Origin of the sequence: Enterococcus malodoratus ATCC 43197, assembly GCF_000407185.1 — a bacterium.
In the GTDB taxonomy this organism is placed as follows: Bacteria; Bacillota; Bacilli; order Lactobacillales; family Enterococcaceae; genus Enterococcus_A; species Enterococcus_A malodoratus.
The window spans coordinates 937,846-959,205 of the sequence record NZ_KE136482.1 but is presented as its reverse complement, the minus strand read 5'-3'; the positions used below and the strand labels follow the sequence as shown (position 1 = coordinate 959,205).

General features: G+C 38.1%; 18 protein-coding genes. 12 read left to right on the top strand and 6 right to left on the bottom strand.

Annotated elements, in window-relative coordinates:
- Positions 1-5 precede the first annotated feature (5 nt).
- The 4 genes from istB to I585_RS23860 all read left to right on the top strand — a co-directional run bounded on the left by istB (position 6) and on the right by I585_RS23860 (position 5,836).
- Positions 6-767: an IS21-like element helper ATPase IstB gene (istB, locus tag I585_RS14445; protein ID WP_003129321.1), complete on the top strand. Its 762-nt coding sequence runs from the start codon at positions 6-8 to the stop codon at positions 765-767.
- Positions 768-4,745: 3,978 nt separating this feature from the next.
- A complete protein-coding gene (locus tag I585_RS23870; protein ID WP_276327155.1) occupies positions 4,746-4,871 on the top strand; it encodes a hypothetical protein in 126 nt (41 codons plus the stop codon).
- Complete coding sequence (locus I585_RS23865) at positions 4,872-5,078, top strand: hypothetical protein (RefSeq protein ID WP_034710210.1); 207 nt, start codon at positions 4,872-4,874, stop codon at positions 5,076-5,078.
- Between the two features lie 482 nt (positions 5,079-5,560).
- Positions 5,561-5,836: a hypothetical protein gene (locus tag I585_RS23860; protein WP_174302249.1), complete on the top strand. Its 276-nt coding sequence runs from the start codon at positions 5,561-5,563 to the stop codon at positions 5,834-5,836.
- 446 nt (positions 5,837-6,282) lie between these two features.
- On the opposite strand, the gene I585_RS14435 is transcribed toward I585_RS23860, so the two are convergent.
- A complete protein-coding gene (locus I585_RS14435) occupies positions 6,283-7,221 on the bottom strand; it encodes a hypothetical protein (protein ID WP_010742524.1) in 939 nt (312 codons plus the stop codon).
- Positions 7,222-7,438: 217 nt separating this feature from the next.
- Between I585_RS14435 and glf the strand changes: the two genes are divergently transcribed.
- A complete protein-coding gene (gene glf, locus I585_RS14430; protein ID WP_010742523.1) occupies positions 7,439-8,554 on the top strand; it encodes a UDP-galactopyranose mutase in 1,116 nt (371 codons plus the stop codon).
- Between the two features lie 119 nt (positions 8,555-8,673).
- On the opposite strand, the gene I585_RS14425 is transcribed toward glf, so the two are convergent.
- Positions 8,674-9,165 (bottom strand): GNAT family N-acetyltransferase, encoded by a 492-nt coding sequence (locus I585_RS14425; protein ID WP_010742522.1) that lies wholly within the window; start codon positions 9,163-9,165, stop codon positions 8,674-8,676.
- Positions 9,166-9,586: 421 nt separating this feature from the next.
- Here I585_RS14425 and I585_RS14420 point away from each other — a divergent pair, with 421 nt between their 5' ends.
- The gene (locus tag I585_RS14420) at positions 9,587-10,165 is read left to right on the top strand and encodes a lytic polysaccharide monooxygenase (protein ID WP_010742521.1); all 579 of its coding nucleotides are present in this window, start codon (positions 9,587-9,589) and stop codon (positions 10,163-10,165) included.
- A gap of 40 nt (positions 10,166-10,205) precedes the next feature.
- On the opposite strand, the gene I585_RS14415 is transcribed toward I585_RS14420, so the two are convergent.
- The 4 genes from I585_RS14415 to I585_RS14395 all read right to left on the bottom strand — a co-directional run bounded on the left by I585_RS14415 (position 10,206) and on the right by I585_RS14395 (position 13,475).
- The gene (locus I585_RS14415; protein ID WP_010742520.1) at positions 10,206-10,961 is read right to left on the bottom strand and encodes a LytR/AlgR family response regulator transcription factor; all 756 of its coding nucleotides are present in this window, start codon (positions 10,959-10,961) and stop codon (positions 10,206-10,208) included.
- Complete coding sequence (locus I585_RS23700) at positions 10,958-11,752, bottom strand: sensor histidine kinase (RefSeq protein WP_244266000.1); 795 nt, start codon at positions 11,750-11,752, stop codon at positions 10,958-10,960. Before I585_RS23700 ends, I585_RS14415 begins: the two co-directional genes overlap by 4 nt.
- Before the next feature lie 659 nt (positions 11,753-12,411).
- Entirely contained in the window at positions 12,412-13,020 is a 609-nt protein-coding gene (locus tag I585_RS14400; protein ID WP_010742517.1) for an accessory gene regulator AgrB, read from the bottom strand.
- A 95-nt stretch (positions 13,021-13,115) separates the two neighbouring features.
- Positions 13,116-13,475: a LytTR family DNA-binding domain-containing protein gene (locus I585_RS14395; protein ID WP_010742516.1), complete on the bottom strand. Its 360-nt coding sequence runs from the start codon at positions 13,473-13,475 to the stop codon at positions 13,116-13,118.
- A 392-nt stretch (positions 13,476-13,867) separates the two neighbouring features.
- Between I585_RS14395 and I585_RS14390 the strand changes: the two genes are divergently transcribed.
- From I585_RS14390 to essA, 6 genes are all read left to right on the top strand, one after another.
- Positions 13,868-15,049, top strand: coding sequence for an NlpC/P60 family protein (locus I585_RS14390; protein ID WP_010742515.1), 1,182 nt, complete (start codon positions 13,868-13,870; stop codon positions 15,047-15,049).
- Between the two features lie 84 nt (positions 15,050-15,133).
- Complete coding sequence (locus I585_RS14385) at positions 15,134-15,589, top strand: hypothetical protein (RefSeq protein WP_010742514.1); 456 nt, start codon at positions 15,134-15,136, stop codon at positions 15,587-15,589.
- A gap of 362 nt (positions 15,590-15,951) precedes the next feature.
- A complete protein-coding gene (locus tag I585_RS14380) occupies positions 15,952-16,845 on the top strand; it encodes an Rgg family transcriptional regulator (RefSeq protein ID WP_010742513.1) in 894 nt (297 codons plus the stop codon).
- 295 nt (positions 16,846-17,140) lie between these two features.
- Entirely contained in the window at positions 17,141-17,437 is a 297-nt protein-coding gene (locus I585_RS14375) for a WXG100 family type VII secretion target (protein WP_010742512.1), read from the top strand.
- Positions 17,438-17,494: 57 nt separating this feature from the next.
- Entirely contained in the window at positions 17,495-20,875 is a 3,381-nt protein-coding gene (esaA, locus tag I585_RS14370) for a type VII secretion protein EsaA (protein WP_010742511.1), read from the top strand.
- Positions 20,868-21,350 carry a type VII secretion protein EssA gene (gene essA, locus I585_RS22690; protein ID WP_010742510.1) on the top strand — a complete coding sequence of 161 codons (483 nt, stop codon included), beginning with the start codon at positions 20,868-20,870 and terminating at the stop codon, positions 21,348-21,350. Before esaA ends, essA begins: the two co-directional genes overlap by 8 nt.
- The last annotated feature ends 10 nt before the right edge of the window (positions 21,351-21,360 follow it).

Sequence of the window (21,360 nt, the reverse complement as noted above, 5' to 3'; positions counted from 1 at the left end):
CTCATATGTCAAATTACCATCAGTTATTAAATCAATTATCAGATTTAAATCTTACCTGTATCAAAGAAATTTTACCTGCCCATTTAGATGAAGTAGCTAAAAATGAACAATCTCTAGTTGATTCTTTATTTGAATTAACACATCAAGAAATTAGCTATCGTAGAAAGGAGACCCAAAGAAAAATTTTAAAACGGGCAATGTTTCCCTATCATAAACGCCTTCATGATTTTAACTTTGATTTTCAACCCAAAATCAAAAAAAGTGAAATTCAAGATTTAGTGACATTACGCTTTTTAGACACGTATGACAACCTTTTATTCATTGGAAATAGCGGTGTTGGAAAAACTCATTTAGCCGTTTCAATTGGTTTAGAGTGTATTGATAGAGGGCAGAGCTGTTTATTTATCACTAGTACAGAACTGGTTAATCGACTTATCCGGGCACATAAACGTGGGACAAGTGATACCATGCTCAAAAAATATGCGAGCTATTCTGTATTAATTATTGATGAAGTCGGGTATCTCCCCTTCTCAAAAGAAGGATCTAACTTACTGTTTCAACTAATTAATATGCGATACGAAAGAAAATCAACGATTATTACAACGAATATTCCTCTGTCTCAATGGTCCGAAATTTTTGGTAATAAGAAATTGACTAATGCTTTATTGGACCGATTGGTCCATCATTCTAAAATTATTCAAATTACAGGACCTTCCTATCGAATGAAAAGTTATAGTGAAACGAAAGGAAAAGAAACGAAACGATAAAGAGAAAACTACCTACAATTTCAATGGCCCAAAACCAACATTTTATTATGGCCCTTGACAGTGAAAGCATATCAGACAGTGAAAGTAAGAGTACTAGTGAATCAATTTCAGATTCATTGAGCGACAGTGAAAGTGATAGCCTGTCAGAAAGTGAAAGTACGTCAAATAGTGTTTCCGATTCTGAATCACTATCTATTTCGGTAAGTGAATCACTGTCAGAAAGTGATAGTAGCAGTGACAGCAGTTCGATTTCTGATTCACTGAGTGATAGTACGAGTATATCGGATAGTGGAAGCACCTCAGACAGCTTATCAAACTCTGAATCGTTATCTATTTCAGTAAGTGAAAGTATATCGGAGAGCGAAAGTAAGAGTAGCAGTGAATCGAGTTCAACCTCATTGAGCGCTAGCGACAGCACATCAATCAGTGATTCAAGATCCGATAGTACAAGTGTGAGTGATAGCGATAGTACGAGCGCAAGTACATCACTAAGTGATTCGAATTCAACAAGCACAAGCATTAGTAACAGTGAGAGTGCAAGTATAAGTGCCTCAATTAGCGAGTCTATCTCAACAAGTGCGAGTGAATCTGCAAGTGAGTCAACAAGTTACAGCGGCAGCACATCTGTAAGTGACAGCGACAGTACAAGTAATAGTACGTCGATCAGTGATTCAAGATCCGATAGTACAAGCGTGAGTGATAGCGATAGTACGAGCGCAAGTACATCACTAAGTGATTCGAATTCAACAAGCACAAGCATTAGTAACAGTGAGAGTGCAAGTATAAGTGCCTCAATTAGCGAGTCTATCTCAACAAGTGCGAGTGAATCTGCAAGTGAGTCAACAAGTTACAGCGGCAGCACATCCGTAAGTGGTAGTGACAGTACAAGTGAAAGCACGTCGATCAGTGATTCAAGATCCGATAGCACAAGCGTGAGTGACAGTGAAAGTACAAGTATAAGTGAATCGATCAGTGCCTCAATTAGTGAGTCTATCTCAACAAGCGTGAGTGAATCCGCAAGTGAGTCAACAAGTTACAGCGGCAGCACATCTGTAAGTGGCAGCGACAGTACAAGTGATAGCACATCAATTAGTGATTCAAGATCCGATAGTACAAGTGTGAGTGATAGTGAAAGTACAAGCGTGAGCACATCACTAAGTGATTCGAATTCAACAAGCACAAGCATTAGTAACAGTGAAAGTGCAAGTATAAGTGAATCGATCAGTGCCTCAATTAGTGAGTCCATCTCAACAAGCGTGAGTGAATCCGCGAGTGAGTCAACAAGTTACAGCGGCAGCACCTCTGTAAGTGGTAGTGAAAGTACAAGTGAAAGCACGTCGATCAGTGATTCAAGATCCGATAGCACAAGCGTGAGTGACAGTGAAAGTACAAGTCTAAGCACATCACTAAGTGATTCGAATTCAACAAGCACAAGCATTAGTAACAGTGAAAGTGCAAGTATAAGTGAATCGATTAGTGCCTCAATTAGTGAGTCTATCTCAACAAGCGTGAGTGAATCCGCGAGTGAGTCAACAAGTTACAGCGGCAGCACATCCGTAAGTGGTAGCGACAGCACTAGTGATAGTACATCAATCAGTGATTCGAATTCAACAAGTACAAGCATTAGTAACAGTGAAAGCGCAAGTATAAGTGAATCGATCAGTGCCTCAATTAGTGAATCTATCTCAACAAGCGTGAGTGAATCCGCAAGTGAGTCAACAAGTTACAGCGGCAGCACCTCTGTAAGTGGTAGCGAAAGTACAAGTGATAGCACATCGATCAGCGATTCGAGATCCGATAGCACAAGCGTGAGTGACAGTGAAAGTACAAGTCTAAGCACATCACTAAGTGATTCGAATTCAACAAGTACGAGCATTAGTAACAGTGAAAGTGCAAGTATAAGTGAATCGATCAGTGCCTCAATTAGTGAATCTATCTCAACGAGCGTGAGTGAATCCGCAAGTGAGTCAACAAGCTACAGCGGCAGCACATCCGTAAGTGACAGCGACAGTACAAGTAATAGCACGTCAATCAGTGATTCAAGATCCGATAGTACAAGTGTAAGTGATAGCGATAGTACGAGCGCAAGTACGTCGATCAGCGATTCGAGATCCGATAGTACAAGTGTGAGTGATAGCGATAGTACGAGCGCAAGTACGTCGATCAGTGATTCGAATTCAACAAGCACAAGCATCAGTAACAGTGAAAGTGCAAGTATAAGTGAATCGATCAGTGCCTCAATTAGTGAGTCTATCTCAACAAGCGTGAGTGAATCCGCAAGTGAGTCAACAAGTTACAGCGGTAGCACATCCGTAAGTGGCAGCGACAGTACAAGTGATAGCACGTCAATTAGTGATTCAAGATCAGATAGCACAAGTGTAAGTAACAGTGAAAGTACAAGCGTAAGCACATCACTAAGTGATTCGAATTCAACAAGTACGAGCATTAGTAACAGTGAAAGTGCAAGTATAAGTGAATCGATCAGTACCTCAATTAGTGAATCTATCTCAACGAGCGTGAGTGAATCCGCAAGTGAGTCAACAAGCTACAGCGGCAGCACATCCGTAAGTGACAGCGACAGTACAAGTAATAGCACGTCAATCAGTGATTCAAGATCAGACAGCACAAGTGTGAGTGATAGTGAAAGTACAAGCGTAAGCACATCACTAAGTGATTCGAATTCAACAAGCACAAGCATTAGTAACAGTGAGAGTGCAAGTATAAGTGCATCAATTAGCGAGTCTATCTCAACAAGTGCGAGTGAATCTGCAAGTGAGTCAACAAGTTACAGCGGCAGCACATCCGTAAGTGACAGCGATAGTACAAGTAATAGCACGTCAATCAGTGATTCAAGATCCGATAGTACAAGTGTGAGTGATAGCGATAGTACGAGCGCAAGTACGTCGATCAGTGATTCGAATTCAACAAGCACAAGCATCAGTAACAGTGAAAGTGCAAGTATAAGTGAATCGATCAGTGCCTCAATTAGTGAGTCTATCTCAACAAGCGTGAGTGAATCCGCAAGTGAGTCAACAAGTTACAGCGGTAGCACATCCGTAAGTGGCAGCGACAGTACAAGTGATAGCACGTCAATTAGTGATTCAAGATCAGATAGCACAAGTGTAAGTAACAGTGAAAGTACAAGCGTAAGCACATCACTAAGTGATTCGAATTCAACAAGTACAAGCATTAGTAACAGTGAAAGTGCAAGTATAAGTGAATCGATCAGTGCCTCAATTAGTGAATCTATCTCAACGAGCGTGAGTGAATCCGCAAGTGAGTCAACAAGCTACAGCGGCAGCACATCCGTAAGTGACAGCGACAGTACAAGTAATAGCACGTCAATCAGTGATTCAAGATCAGATAGTACAAGCGTAAGTGATAGCGATAGTACGAGCGCAAGTACGTCGATCAGTGATTCAAGATCAGATAGCACAAGTGTGAGTGATAGTGAAAGTACAAGCGTAAGCACATCACTAAGTGATTCGAATTCAACAAGCACAAGCATTAGTAACAGTGAGAGTGCAAGTATAAGTGCCTCAATTAGCGAGTCTATCTCAACAAGCGTGAGTGAATCTGCAAGTGAGTCAATAAGCTACAGCGGCAGCACATCCGTAAGTGGAAGTGAAAGTACAAGTGATAGCACGTCAATTAGTGATTCAAGATCAGACAGTACAAGCATTAGTAACAGTGAAAGTGCAAGTATAAGTGCCTCAATTAGCGAGTCTATCTCAACAAGTGCGAGTGAATCTGCAAGTGAGTCAACAAGTTACAGCGGCAGCACATCCGTAAGTGGCAGCGACAGTACAAGTGATAGCACGTCAATTAGTGATTCAAGATCAGATAGCACAAGTACGAGTGATAGTGAAAGCGCAAGTATAAGTGAATCGATCAGTGTCTCAATTAGTGAATCTATCTCAACAAGCGTGAGTGAATCTGCAAGTGAGTCAACAAGCTACAGCGGCAGCACATCCGTAAGTGGAAGTGAAAGTACAAGTGATAGCACGTCGATCAGTGATTCAAGATCAGACAGCACAAGTATTAGTAACAGCGATAGTTCAAGTCTATCAGCAAGCTATAGCGGCAGTACTTCAGCAAGCATAAGTGAAAGCACAAGTACTAGTACCTCAATTAGTGCAAGTGAAAGAAGTGAGTCAGCAAGTTACAGTGGCAGTACATCTGCGAGTGCGAGCGACAGTACAAGTGAAAGCACATCGATTAGTGATTCAAGATCAGACAGCACAAGTATTAGCAACAGTGATAGTTCAAGTCTATCGGCAAGCTACAGCGGCAGTACTTCAGCTAGTATAAGTGAAAGCACAAGTCTAAGTACGTCAAACAGTGATTCAAACTCAACAAGTACAAGTATTAGTAATAGCGATAGCACAAGCTTAAGTACATCAGTCAGCGATTCGAGATCAGACAGTACAAGCATTAGCAACAGTGAAAGTACGAGTTTGAGTTCTTCAATCAGTGCAAGCGAAAGAAGTGAATCACAAAGCTACAGTGGTAGCACATCCGCAAGTACGAGTGATAGTACAAGTGAAAGCACATCGATCAGTGATTCAAGATCGGACAGTGCAAGTGTAAGTAATAGCGAAAGTGCAAGCTTATCATCAAGTCACAGTGGAAGTACTTCAGCAAGTATAAGTGAAAGTACAAGCCTAAGTACGTCAAACAGTGATTTGAATTCAAACAGTACAAGCATTAGTAACAGTGAAAGTACGAGTTTGAGTTCTTCAATCAGCGCAAGCGAAAGAAGTGAATCGCAAAGCTATAGTAGTAGTACTTCCATGAGTACTAACGTGCCAACTTCTAACAGCACATCTACGAGTGGTCGAAGTATTGCTTCAGGAGGGGCTTCAAAAGCACAATCTGGTGGTTCGAGAACGGCTACTTCTGGTGGCACATCTAATGTAGCTAGCTCAGGTAAGGGCGGTTCTTCAGGGAAAGAATATCCGAAAACAGGGGAGACATTGGAGTCAAGTCTACAATTATCCTTCATCGGGTTAACTGGTGTTCTTGCAGCACTTGCCTTAATGAAGAAGAACGATCCAGAAAAAGATTAATTTAAACAAATTGGTAATAGAATGCAGTATAAAAATATTTGAATTCTATTGCTTGATTAATGGTTGATACTAGAAAAAATCCAAAGGAAATTTCCTTTGGATTTTTTTCTTTGAAAATAAATTCTTGGCTTATTTGAGCATGCTACAAAGTCTCGATCATGAAATGAAAAAGTAGGAGGAACTATTGAAAAAGATGGCAGGATTATTAGAAGAGAATGATCTCGAGCAGAATTGTATAAGTTATCTTTTAGCCCCGTATATGAGTGACTAGTTTTAGTAACAAATTTTATAAATCGGATAGTAAATGAAAATATTACTTAAGGTAAAAATATATTGCAATAATTGGGATTTTGAGCAATCCATCAAGTAAACTATCTTGCTTACAATAGTAAAAAGAGGTATCTGTTATCGTTTTTAGATAACAGATACCTCTTTAAAAACTTTGCTTATAAACTCTTTTTCTTTTCTAAATGATGAAGAAAGGCACCTGCGGAGAACACAGTAGCTAAACCAACAAGAGATAGTTGAGCACTTAATTGATTTGATTCACCAGTTTTAGGAAGTTCTTTTCCTGTATTTACTGAGGACTTCCCGTTTGCAGAGTTCGATGCTTGTTTAGATCCAAGACTGCTGCTGGAGGATTTATTTGTCCCAGTTGATGATGCTTTCTTTCCATTGGTATTATTCTTTGATGAATTAGAAGCTGTTGAAGATTTGTTTTCACTAGTAGAATTTGAAGTACTCATACTAGTGCTGTCGGAAGTAGAGGTAGAAGTACTTTCGCTCCAATACTCACTCAGAATCTCCGAATTCCGGCCACTAGAACTTTCGCTATTCACTGCAGATGTTTTTTCAGAAGAGCTTTCACTAAATGAAGTTGAGTTGCTCTCGGAAGAGCTCTCGCTCCAATAATCACTTAAAATTTCCGAGTTAACCGAACTTGTACTCTCGCTTACCGAAGTCGATGAGCTTAGGCTTGTACTAGCTGATTCCGTTGTAGAGCCACTGGTTGATTCAGTCGTTGAAGTACTAGCTGACTCAGTTGTAGAACCACTTGCAGAACTTGTTGTTGAGGTACTAGCTGATTCTGTAAGTGAAGCACTAGTTGACTCAGTAGTAGAGCTGCTAGTGGAGGAACTTGCAGGTGCCGCCATTGAATTGCTTGTAGAGGAGGCCGGAATAGTGGCTGTATTGTTATTTGCCAGTACTTTTCCAGTATCAACTTCCACTCCTGCATTGGCTTGAGGAGAGGCTTCGGCTGCTTGAACGTTGGCAGAAGTTGCATTTACCCCAATAACACCACCAACCGCTGTTAAGGTTGCATACATCCAATTTTTTCCATTCTTTTTGGTTCTTCTTTGTTCTTTTTCTAGTTGTTTTCGCATTTCTTTTCGTCCCATATTTACAATAAATCTCCCTTCAAAATAATAATAAAACTGATTTTGACGTGTTGAAATTAGTATCTCATAGTTCATTTCATGAGATTTAGAACGTCTCAATATTGGGAAAAAATATTTTTAACTAAAAGAATGAAATATCATGAAGTATAAGGAAAATATATTCTATTTTTAGCTGTGATATGAGATAAGGAGAAAAGTTCAGATGACATCTTACTTAGTGGTTGGAAGCGGCCTGTTTGGTTCGGTTTTTGCAGAACAGATGGCCAATAATGGAGATAAAGTAACAGTACTCGAAAAACGGGATCATATTGCAGGAAATATTTATACAAAGGAAGTTAGTAATATTCAAGTTCATAAATATGGTGCCCATATATTTCATACATCAAACAAAAAAGTATGGGATTACATAAACCAATTTGCGGATTTCAATAGATTTACAAATACGCCCATGGCATTTAGTAAAAGCGAATTATATAATTTACCATTCAATATGAATACGTTCTATACTTTGTGGGGAGTAAAAGACCCGTGGAAGGCAAAAGAAAAAATTGCAGAACAGTCTAAACGCTATAGGAGTAGAGAGCCGCGTAATTTGGAAGAACAAGCGCTCTCGCTAGTTGGAAGGGACATTTATGAAATCCTAATTAAAGAATATACCGAGAAGCAATGGGGAAGACCATGTGAGAAACTTCCAGCATTTATTATTCGACGGTTACCGGTTCGTTTTACCTTCGACAATAATTATTTTGATGATTTGTATCAAGGAATTCCTGTTGGTGGGTATACACAAATTATTGAAAGGATGTTGGATCATCCTAATATAGAAATAAAACTTATGACAGACTTTTTGGCAAATAAAGCTGAATGGTTGAGTAAGTATGAAAAAGTTATTTATACTGGCATGATAGATGAATTTTATGATTACTGTTTTGGCGAATTGGAGTATCGATCACTAGCATTTGAACATGAGCATTTTGCGCATAGTAATTATCAAGGGAATGCAGTAATTAATTATATTGATAAAACAATTCCATATACACGAATCATTGAGCATAAACACTTTGAATTTGGTGATCAAAAAAACACAATTATTACGAAAGAATATCCCCAAAAATGGTATAAAGGCGAAGAACCATTTTATCCGATAAATAACGAAGAAAATCAGCATATTTATCATAAGTACGAAAAACTATCTCAAGAGAACTCTCAAGTACTTTTTGGAGGTCGTCTAGGACGGTATCGTTATTACGACATGCATCAGGTGATTGATGAGGCATTGAATTTGGCTGATAAACTAATAGTTCACAAAGTTAAGTAGGTATATTCATTTTTCATAAAAATTTAAATACACAGACAGTCTTTTGATAATGGAATCTTTCGGTGTTACAAGGTGTCATCTCGTTAAAAAAAATGAAAAAGCTGACCATTTAGTCAGCTTTACAGATCTAAAACCATATTATACCAAGTTTCCCCAGCATGTTGCGAAGCGGATATGTCTTCTACTTTATACCCATTTTTTTCATAAAATGGAATAAGATTTTCTAAACAGGTCAAAGTGATTCCTGTTCGATTGGCCTGTCGAGAACGGGTTGCTAGTTCAGTCAACAAGTGACTGGCGATCCCAAATTTTTGGTAATCTGGATCGATAACCAGGCTGAGAATGGTTTGATAACCGCCGCTTTTAGGGTTCGGGACCGTTTTTTCGAAAAGTTCGTCGTATAAATATCTTTCAGGAATAACCGGCCCAACTACATAACCCATGAAGCGATCATGATCGTCGAGCGCTAAGATAAAGCTGTCTGGAATGACGGAGATTCGCTCATCCATGGCCTCTTTTGATGCTGCCTCATCCGGTGAAAAACCTGTATTTTCAATTTCAATAATTCGATTTAAATCATCTTTGATGGGTTGTCTAAATGTAATACTCACTAACAATCACCTAGTGTTCATGAATTTCCGAAAAGGATGACTATAATACTAGCATATTTTTTACGGAAAATCTAAATGAGCAGAAAGACCGAACAGCGAGCGTCGAATATGGATATGGGATTAAAACATTTGTAGTTGTTCTCATTACCCAACAATTTATTTATAACCGCGAATTTAGGATAAAAAAACAAATGATTCGATTTAAACTGGATCATTCCTTGATCTGGGAATTCAGATAACAACAGTCTAAAAATAACGCATTTTATATATTAGTGTTTCTCGTATTTCAAAGGCAGCTGTTACAATCTGCTAAGATATGACGATATTCCGTTGTTCCATTTAAGCGACAACGATAAACTTATAACTGAGCTAGCTCGATAACCATTTTTATCCGTTCATTGAAAAAGTAGGAGGATTATTTATGAAAAAATTGAGTAGTTGGCTGATCGTTAGTATTGTCGCATTTGGGCTGTTTGGTTTTGCGGTACCGGGATTTGCTCACGGATACATTACTTCGCCGGGGAGTCGAGCTTATTTAGGGACTGCTGCAGCTGGAAATCTGAATAAAAATGTTGGTCGTGCACAATGGGAGCCTCAAAGTATTGAGGCAAAGAAGAATACCTTTGTAACTGGGAAGATCGCCAGTGCTGGCGTTAGCGGGTTTGAGCCGTTGGATGCCCAATCAACATCGCGTTGGCATAAAAATGTCGTTTCTTCAGGGAACTTAAAGGTATCTTGGTATCTTACTGCGCCGCATAGAACAAGCACGTGGGATTATTACATCACAAAACCAGGCTGGAATCCAAACAAGCCATTAAAATTTGGGGATTTCGAACAAATCAAACAAATCGATGATCATGGGGCAGTCCCATCAAAAGTAGTCAATCAGACAATCTCGCTTCCGAATAATCGAAAAGGCTACAATATTATTCTAGCGGTTTGGAATATTAGTGATACCGTGAATGCTTTTTATCAAGTGATTGATGTAAATATTAAGTAAAAAAAAGAAGAGTCCGAGGAAAACCTCAGACTCTTCTTTTTTAGTTTTTTTGAAAATGCTGATTAATAGAATTCATTTTTTCAAGTGCGGTTCTGATTTTTCGTCTAGAAATCATGCAGGAGTGTGCTTTGTCAAAATAAACCAATCCTTCAGAACGATTGATTTCCGCGATGTTTTCCAAGTTGACGACAAACGAGCGATGGATTTTAAAGAAACGAGCATCCATTTTTTCGACCTCATCAAGAGTCGCGTAAAAGTTGACTAAGCGCGATTTGCAGATGAGCCGCAGTTTATGGGAGATTTCTGTTGTCTCAAAATAGAGAATGTCAGAGAACGGTACTTGGAAGCTGGTGTGCTGATTGCTGAAGATGAATAATTCTTCTTTTTTTCCGTTCAATTGTGTACTCAAAAGATTTTCAAAACAATCGACTACATGCTGCTTGATCTCATCAACAGGACTATCTTTAGCGATAAAATCAAAGGCCGAAACTTTGTAAGCATAAGTAATCGGCGCGAATTCTGAATGGGTGGTAATAAAAGCGATGACACCACGTTGGTCGAGCTGTCGAATCTGGTGAGCAACTTCTAAGCCTTTTTTCTTTTCTCCGTTAAGTTCGATATCCAAAAAATAAATATTTTGATCAACGGTTTCTTGTACTTTTTCCAAAAGGTGATCGGGTCTTGCGGTAGTAACGATAGAATTTGCTGACCAGCGATTTTCGACTAAGATTTCTCGAATAATTAATTCTAAACGCTGTTGATGGATAATGTCATCTTCTAGTAAGAAAATATTCATCGCGAAATCTCCTCCTTAATCATCAGAACTTGTCGAAACACACCCAGTTGATATTCCGTTTGCAAGGACAGATTTGTGTAGTTCTGTAAAATAGATTGAACCGTGGCTAATCCAAGCCCACGATTTTCTCCCTTTGTTGAATAGTCCTTTTTAAAAACTTTAGCAATATCGATTGGTTCATTTGGACAAGAATTTTCAATAATCAGCTGAAGTTCTTTGTCCGCTTGATTCTTCAAAAAAACGATGTTTAAAAAAGGATTTTCAGATTTTTCGGCCGCTTCAATCGCATTGTCCAAAAGAATGGAAGTAATGCGGACATAGTCCAAAATCTCAATAGGCTCATCCTGAATGGTGTCATCGATTTCTATGTGTACCGGAATATTTTTCTGCCACGCTTGGATAATGTGGGCCGAAAAAACTCCTTTGATCGGCAATGTCTTCAGGCCGTCTAATCGTGCTAATGAATAGTGCTCATCATCCAATGTAAGCCCCTCGCTATTTAGCACCTGATTATAGGTGTTTTCAATGACGGCAAGATCCTTGCTCTTAATACTTTCATTCAAGCTGATTAAAACATTATGATAGTCATGCCGAAAACTTCGAAGCTCTCCATACATCGTTTCGATTTGCTGAACGTATGAGGTGAGATCGGCCAACTGGTTGTCCTTTAGCTCTTGAATACGTTGTTTATCAAGTTGTCGTGTTTTAATGTTCAAATAGACAATCAGTAGAACGATTACTAATATGAATATTACGATTAGATATTTCCGAATAGGATTTCCATCTGTCAACCAATATTGCTCTATCCAATAATTGCCGAACTGTATGATATAGCAAAGGGTCAATAAAACGTTTATGAATAATAGAAAAATTTGATTTAAATTATCCTGATGCTTCTTTAAAAAATCAATACTAGGTCTGATTAATCGCAACAAGAGTATGTTACATATAATTGAAAAAAGAGGAGACATCGTCATATTAATCAGATACATATATTGATCGAATGTATTTTCTCCAATCAAGAAAAGAATTGTTGAATTCATGAAATAAGCAAATACAGTATACGAGAATACTGTATAGATACTGTAAAACCATAACAGATTATTGTTACAATCCTTATTAAGCCTTTTTCCGATCACTAAGAAGTAAAAAATAATTACCACAAAAATTAGATAATTAAAGGAAAGATAAACAGCAATCAAAATTAATGGAAGAGAGATTGCTGTTCGTATAGGAATTCTTTTATTAATTAACTTAGAATAGATAAATAGTTGTGAGAAATTTTCTATAGAAGTTAATAGAAATAAAGCAAAGATTTCCATTCTATTCTTTAATATTCAATTTTTTTAGTTTTGGATTCTCAGGTTCATAACCCCAAAGAAGACAAGGACGGCTTAACAATACCACTGAGGTTGCGACAAGGATTTTTGAAATGTTTCTAAGCAAAAAATTACGGTTGATTTTGATAGTTTTCATAGTTTTTATATCTCCTTTTTATTAATTTATAAAATAATGGGTGGATCAAAAGTGTTTCAATTAACAAACCGGTCACCAGCAAAGTTGCTATTTGCGGTCCCGCAAAAAATAGCGAGAAGGCGCTGATTACTAGGACACTTAAAAGAGAAAGGATTTTCTTTCTTTTTCGTTCACTCACGCTAACCAAAGGATTTTTTTCTGTATCAGCCGGCGCATAAAGCGCAACAAAGGCTAATATTATTCCTGACAAAAGCAATAGCCAATAAAAGTTCAAAGCAAATTCAAACTTTTGGAAAATGAGTGGTATCCCCACAAAAACGACCAAACCAAAAAGAGAACAGTTGATGGAGGATTTTGCGTGCCAACCTCCGGCGTGTATCCTTAGGAGGGCATAGGCCAAGTTCATAATAAACGTTTCGAATAGGACACCTAAAATAAGTGCGACTGAGTAGATTTGAATACTTTTGAAAATGTTTATCAGCAGAATCTCCAAAGAATAGACAACATTCTCGTATTCACTTTCAGACATATAATTTTGCGCGCTGACTTTGTTCAATAGGAATAATGTAAAGTTATGTGTCATTTATTGATACTCCTTGTGATGTCTTTCGCATTCTTGTTCGATTGTAATGCATTTAGAACAACACTACAATGAAAAACTTTCGGGACAAGTGATTATTAGGCTTGCTGTTCGGTTAATAAAAAGTCTTTTAAAGACTCCTTTAACGGGACATATTTTCTTCTTGAAAAGGGACAATTATTCTCAGACTGATCATCTAAGAAATAGACACGACGTTCGTATTTATTGATTTCTTTGATAGTTAATAAGTTTACAATGAAGGAACGATGACAACGAAACAGCCAATTTCTATTTGTATCATCGAAGTCATTTAAATCTCCGGTACAATAGTGCTTTTCTTGTTTTGTTACAAAGCATAAAGAATGATCTTTAGTAGTATCCACTGTGATATAAAGTAATTCTGCTGCTTGGATGATGACGGTGCCTTTTTTTGATTCTAAAAAAATCGATGTTCTCATACAACGAAACCTCCTTACCTACAATTGTACGAGGTTTTTTCAATTTTATAAGTGTTTTGTCGTGAACGGTCTAAAATCAGTCGTTAATGGTTATCAAATAAACTTGAATGCATTCAAGGTGAAAAAGTGACCATTGAGGATATTTTCATTTTTTTCAAAAGGATTTCCAATTATAGTTAGCTATAGAAAAAGTTGAGTTTCGGGGTTAAAAAATGAGTAAAGTGAGGGGATGAAATCCTAACGTATTTAATGTACAATTGTTTTTGGAAAATAGTTATTTTATAGAACGTGAATCGGCGGGGAAATCCGAATTTTATTATGTGCAAATAAAAGCTTTTTTCGCATATTGTTGTTCTGTAAATTAAAAATATTACAAAAACAGGAGTTATTTTATGAAAAAGCATCTAAGACGGCGTTTATTTAGTACTTCTTTAGCGTTATTAGGTTTAGTCACTTTTGCAAATACAGGAATTATGGCTGTCGCCGCTAATGATTCTACATTAGATACGGAGGCAAGCGGTCCAGCTCCAAGTTCCGAAAATAGTTCGAGGACAATGAAGAACAAATCGACTAGTTCTACCGACACATCTGATGAAATCACCAAACAGGATGAGGAAGCGTCAGCTTTATATGAGTCGGAAGAAGCTAAAGCTGTACAAGCTGGATTTAGTGAGCAGCAATTCGAACAAATCATGAGCATTCCGACACTTGAGGCCGCAAGTTTACCGCCAATGAGTCGTGCGACTGGGGAACAAAATTCGGTTGTTTCAATGGCAAGAGCTCAAATTGGGAAGCCGTATGCTTGGGGAGCGTTTGGACCGGACACATTTGACTGCGGAGGATTAGTTAAGTATGTCTATAAGCAGGCTGTAAATGTTGATCTGCCAATGGGAACCACGAATCAAGAGAAATATGGGACAGAAGTTAATCTGAAGGATTTACAACCGGGGGATTTACTTTTTTACGGCAGCAGGGGTGCTACCTACCATGTTGGAATGTACATTGGAAATAATCAAATGATTCATGCTCCTCAACCAGGACAAAATGTGACGGCAGTTGATATTACCTATTTTTATCCAAATTTTGCTAGAAGAATTCTAAAATCAGCGGGAACAGACCCCAACGTTTATCCTTCAACAGACGGTCAAGCGTCGAACGAACGCTTCATTTTTAGAATGTACAATAAAAATGACGGACAGCATCACTACGCACAATTGACAAGTGAGGCGATCAATCTAATTAATGTCGGTTGGAACTATGAAGGTGTTGGCTGGATAGCTCCATCTACTGGGTCTTCGGTTTATCGAATGTACAATCCAAACAATGGCAGACATCATTACACGCCCCACGTATATGAAAAAAACGAGTTAGTTAAGGCTGGCTGGAAGTACGAAGGCGTTTCATGGTTTTCAGGAGGAAGTGTTCCGGTTTATCGTCTATACAACCCGAGTGCTGCACCAAGAGAAGACAGCCATCATTATACTCCTTTGGCTTCAGAACGAGACAATTTGGTTAAAGTCGGATGGAAATCGGAAGGCATCGCCTGGTATGCTGCAAGAATTCTAAATAAGTAAAAAGAGCTCTTTAGTTTTTTAGTCAGATTCTTCAAACGGCTCTTTCTATCACTTATTCATATCAAGTGAAAAAGGAGGGATTGTTTGGAAAAAGACAAAGGCACGCTCAGCCATTATTTACAACGACTGGACACGGGATTATACCAATTTTTTTATCGGTTAAAAAAATTATCGAAAACACAAAGGCGCCTATTTATGGGGCTAATAATTCTATGTTCAGTTTTTTTATTATTTTTTATCAATACTCACACTGAGAATAACGCGGCGTGGTTAGAAGGAACATGGTCCAATCAATCTGAAAAATTTACGATTAAAACCAAAAAAAGAAAATTTGAATACTGGGACATCAATCGTAATGGACATAACATGATGAAAAATGCACAAATTGGTGTGAACTCTTCTAAAAGAAAGATAGTGCTAACCAAAAGTGGAAGCAAGACAGAATATCATGCAACGAGACTGAAAAAAAGCCAATTAGAGCTGCAAATTTTTAATAATGGCAAGGAAATAAAAAAGCTGAAGTTGAACAGAACAAAGTGATTTTTTTATACTGGGCAACTAACACCTGCGACTTTATTGTTTCAGGTGTATTCGTTAGTAGGAAGAAACGTTTATTTTTTTTCGCAATTTCTTAATTAGAGGAAACTCTAATTAAGAATACCTCTAGATAATTTTTTTATGTTATTATCAGTTTATAAGAAAAAAACATATATTTTATAATGGAATAGTGGAAATTTACTAAAAATCGATTAATATCAACCACCACATGATCGATTCCTCCTTTTATAAGTTATTTACTTAGATGATAATACTAAAAGGCAGGTATTTTTCATTATTCAGCTTATACGGAAAATTTTAGTCGTTTACGGGAAAAACTTATTCAAAAAGAAAAGGAAGTAAACATGGAAGTTTGGGAAATTGTTGAACGAGTGAGAAAGCAAAAGGGGATTACTATTTCTGAGATTTGCGGGGAGGAGGTAAGCCGATCTGTTTATGATCGATTCGTAAAAAATGAGGCCGATACTACAGTTAGCAAGTTGACTTATTTTTTGGATCGTATCAATCTTGATTATGACGAACTGAAAATTTTTAATTATCCGGATAATGTGAATGCAGTGAGTCATATGATGAAAGAGATACAGACCGCCTTTCTCAGTAAAGATACAGAGGAGTTGCAGCGGATCGCAGAATTCTGCAGGGTAAAGCAAAGTAATCCGTCAAAACGGGAAGAAAATCTGATGAACTTGTGTGATTTGTTAACTGCACGTTTAAGAGGAGACGCGATAGATGTAGAAGAGTCAAATGTTTATCAATATCTGATCAATACACATACGTGGACACACTATGAGCTGATTCTTTTTAATAATTGTATGTTTGTCTTTACGCCTGAGTTTGTAGAATTGATTCTTGAAAGAGCCATGATGAGCCTATCTATCTACAAGGATAGTCTAAAGGGTCGAAGTGAGAGTTTTCGGATGCTTGCAAACGCGATTGTCTATTTTATTCAAAATGATCAGCGAAGTTATGCTTGGAAGTACCTTGAGAGACTGGATGAATTTCATTTGGAAGAAGACATGTATTTTGAGATGAACCTGCGGCTGCTGCTTCAAGGTATTTGGGAGGTACTCAGAGGCAATGAACAGGGTAAGGAAAAAGTTCATCAGTCATTGAAAGTTTGTGAGTATTTATCATCTAAGCAGTATCAAAGTATGAATTACGATTTATTGAAATATATAGAACAGCTATTTGAAGTTGATTTTGAATTAACAGGAATAACAACAGCGATACTTTCTTAAAAGAGAGTATCGTTTTTTTTGTGGAAGAAAAGATAGTCGATTTTGCCTAGAAGTTTAGAAGACAAAGAAGAGAAAAATCATAAATATCAATTTAAAAAGTGTTGAAAACGGATCGGCAATCAAATGTTAAAAATAAAATTTGTGGAAAATTTCATTAATTTTGTTCTATTAACGAGACTTTTAAGAGATTTATTCATCGTATCCGCAATTTTTTTCCGTATCTGACGAACTTTGATCCACGACAACTAAAATAGGGTATCTTATAGACAACTTATATTTAGGAGGAATTAATAAAATGGCAGGAGCAATTACAGTCACACCCGAACAGCTGAAATCACAGGCGAAGGTTTATCAACAGGCATCGGCACAAATCGAAGATGCGATTCGCAAGGTCAATTCTATGAACCAAACAATCTCTCAACAATGGCAGGGAGAAGCGTTTCGCGCATACTTGGAGCAATACAACCAATTAGAAGGCAACGTGAAACAAATGGAAGAGCTGCTAGAAAGTATCCATGGGCAGTTGAACAAATATGCGGACACTGTTGCTGAACGTGACCGTCAAGATGCTGGTTCATTCGGGTTAAACTAAACAATAGCGAAGGACGTCAGCACAATCTGTGTGCTGACGTTTTTTGGGGAGAAGAATATGCAAAAGAAAAAACAAAGTAAGTTTTCATTGCTAGGATTAACGGCAGGCGGCATTTTGCTGGTTACGGTGCTGCTTTTTTTCGCGCTAAAAGATGACAACCTCAGAAAAGCCGCAGAGGATCAAACTTCGCAGGTAACTTATGCATTAGTAAATGAGGATAAAGGGGCGAAGTTCGAGAATCGACAATACATATTGGGCAGAGACTTTGTCACTTTAATTAATAATGATTTGGACCACAATTGGCAGACCACCACAAGGAGTGTCGCAGAGGCTGGAATTATTGACGGACAGTTTGATGCGGTCATTTATATTCCGCAGAATTTCTCGGAACGCCTGCTAGATTTGCAGAGTATTGCACCGGATCAGGCAGTGGTGGATTACCAAGTGAGTGAAGGTCAAAATGAACTCACTAACCAGGCGGTTCAAATAAAAGTAGATAGTATTTTAAAGGAATTTAATCAACGAATCGTGCAGATGTATTTCTCTAGCATCGTAGGGAATATTTCAGAAGCACAACGGAATGTAAACACGATCGTTCGAGGAGATAAAGAGACCCACACATCGTTAGCAAATAATATCCAGAGCCCGTTCAAGGAGTTACCAGGTAATTTTTCTTCAGTATTAGATGTATCGAGTATTTTGGATGCGGACAACAAACGATTTATCGCTGAACAAAAGAGTTTTGTAGATTCATTTCAGCAATTGCTGGATACGAATAATGAAGGATTGAACAGTTCCAGTGAATCTTTGGAGAAGAATAAAGAAACGGTTGATCAATTTACAGAAGATGTGAATAAAAAAATCGAAGAATCTATCCAACAATTCAATGATCAGGTGGAGCTCCAGAAGAAACAATTAGCCGCGCAATGGGACAATGATTTGACCAATTATCAAGCACAATTTGATGGATTGAATCACTCGTTAATCCAGCAGATGAATAATTTTTACCAAAGCGATTCAACAACGAAAAAAAATACAGGCGTACTGGCAGATTTTTACGGACAAGCAGCGTACTTCCAAGAAAATCAAACCGCGCGCATGGATGAAATAAAAAATGAAATCGATCAATTGAAACAGCAAGTGGAATCTCTGAAAGAATTACGAACAAAAATCGCAGAGACTTACTATGCTGATGGAAACAAAACACCGGATGATTCAACGCTGGAAGACACGAAGCAAGCGATCTTAAACCTAACAGATCTAACTTCAAGTCAAAATTCATCCAACTTGAAAGACCAATATTTACAAGTATTGAATGGAAAAATTAATACCATCAATAATAATGAACTACGAACATGGCTTGATTTATTAGTCAGCAATGGAAAATTGAGTGATTCAGAAGCAAACCGTTATAAACAAGAATTAAGTGTGATTGAAGAATACGCTGAAGATTACGGAGTATCGTTTAGTACAGGGACTAACTTCAAGTATTTAACTACTGCGGGTGAAGTGCCACATGCAAATCCAGTTGAAGTAGAACAAGCCTGTATAGTTGCGATCAATCCTAGAACAATAAAATCGCTTGATTTAGTTTCAGTTTCTAACGTAGAAATCAAGGATTTAGGAGCTTTAGCTGCGACGGTTAAAAGTATTTTGGATAACGAACTAAGCCAATACGACTATGAAACAACCGTAACGGCGGGACCGCCAAACAGCTTATCCATTAGTGTGGCTTCGAAACCAGGCGGAACGACACCAATCAGTGATTTGCCGAAACAGATCGGTGTAAACATTAGTCCGACTATTCAATGGACCCTGTCAGATACCGAATTAAAAGAGGCTTTTGTGGAGCTTGAATATTCTTGGCGAGTGAACGGTGCAGAACAAAACAAAGGATATTATGCCAGCTTTGCAGATAAGAACCAACCGCTGGTTGAAGACTTGCCGTCAATCTTTGCTCAGTTTGAAACACTTGGAGGAAGTGCACAGCAGATCATGACGCTTTTCGCTGATCCAAATCAACAAGGTGACCTGCCCGGATTTTTAGCGCTGATTCAAGATCCAGCGAATATCGGTAGACCACTAGAAGAGCTTGCCACCAGCGAATCAATCTATAATTCGTACGACAATATTACTGATGAAGCGAAGAAGAAGTTGATTCAGGATTCATTGGTTAAGGAGTATAGAGCAGGGGGCGACAAACTTTATAAGCAGGTGGACCAACAAATTAAGGAATTGCGACAAACTATTGGAACAGAAAAAAATGCAGAAAATGAAACGAATACATTGTATAGTACGCTGCACTTCATGATGCTGCCAGAAATGCTGAACAATGAAGCGAATAAACTCAATCAATGGTTTAATTCCGCAAATGAACAGATTGCAGCAACATATGGCAGTTGGAAAGAAGCGGAAAAAATCCAAACAGAATCGATTATCAACGAGGAGAATCCGCATCCAGAATCTGGCGATACGAAACCAATTGCAGACGCGACTGCCTCAGTTTCAGATACGATGAAGGCGCTAGTAGAAACAGCGAAAAATTCTGCGGAGTCGACCAATAAATCGGCTGCTGAAGTGGAAGATGTTGGATCGAAAATTGAAGATATTACGAAAACTACGAAGGATGTTCAAGGAAATGCGGATAAGGTTTTAAATAATTTGGACAAGGTAGTAGCAGACGCGAACAAAAAGGATAGCACTAACGACATCTACAGTAAAAATTTTGATAAAGTGCTCACCAACACACGTCAAGGGGGAGCGGATAATCAAAAAGTCTTTAATTTCTTGGCGAGTCCTATGAATACGATCGGTGAATTTGGTGAAAACCGAACGATTTCGGCGGTTCCTTATTACTTAACATTTATCGGTACGATCGTGGCTCTCTTTGTTGGCTATGGACTTTCTTCTAGCCTATTCGAACGCAAATTGCGCGACCATGATTTCTTTGTTACGCAAAGCCGACTTTGGAAAAATACACCAAACGCTTTGCGAACGTTAATCATCAGTATGATTATTGCCATTTTTGTGAGTGGGATCACAGCGTGGATCGTAACAGTGAACTCAACCTTAGGCTGGTTCAGTTACACTTTCTTGGTATTCTTGATCAGTTTATTGCTTACTACGGCATTGGCACGACAATTTGGACGGGTTGGCTTATTCATCGTCGGGTTACTATTCGGCTTCTATCTTATGATGACACCATTATTAGGGATGACGACCACTCCGGGGAGTGTGATTCATTTTATCTTCAGGATATCGCCGATGCAAAATATCGAAAATGGCTATACCGCGCTGCTTAATGGATTGTCGATTGGATGGGGAACGTATCTCTTCCTAATTGTATTGACATTGGTCAGTTTGGGATTGAACTTCTTCGTAAGTGTCTCAAAAGATACGCTAGGCGAGCCATTAGGACAGGTGATTGATCATGAATAAGCGCAGGGTCCTGATTGCTTTTTTTGGTTTATTCGCGGTCGGATTTTTTGGCGGCAGAGTTTATGCAGATAATGGCAAGCTGACCATCAATAATCAAGTCATCTATGAAAAACACCAAGAAAAAGAAGATTCGATCGAGTATTTGATTGCCCCTGATTTGTTTTTAAAGGGAAAAACCGATACCAATCAGCAAAAATTAGCTGAACGCGAACAGATCGCTCAACAGGCCAAAGAAAAAGTATTTGTCACACGGCAATTACCGGAAACTGGTAGAGATAAGAAAGCTTATGAAAAGATCTTATTTTTACAGGATTACCAAGATAATGTGGTGCATTCAAATCCCACGAACAAGACTAATCATTCGATACCTCAAGTTCTAATCTACTTTATGGCAGGTATCCTAATTGTTGGGATGTTAATTCTAGGGATATTACTTGGACGAAGATTTTCAACAATTTTTGTTCGGAAAAGTTAGGGGGATAATT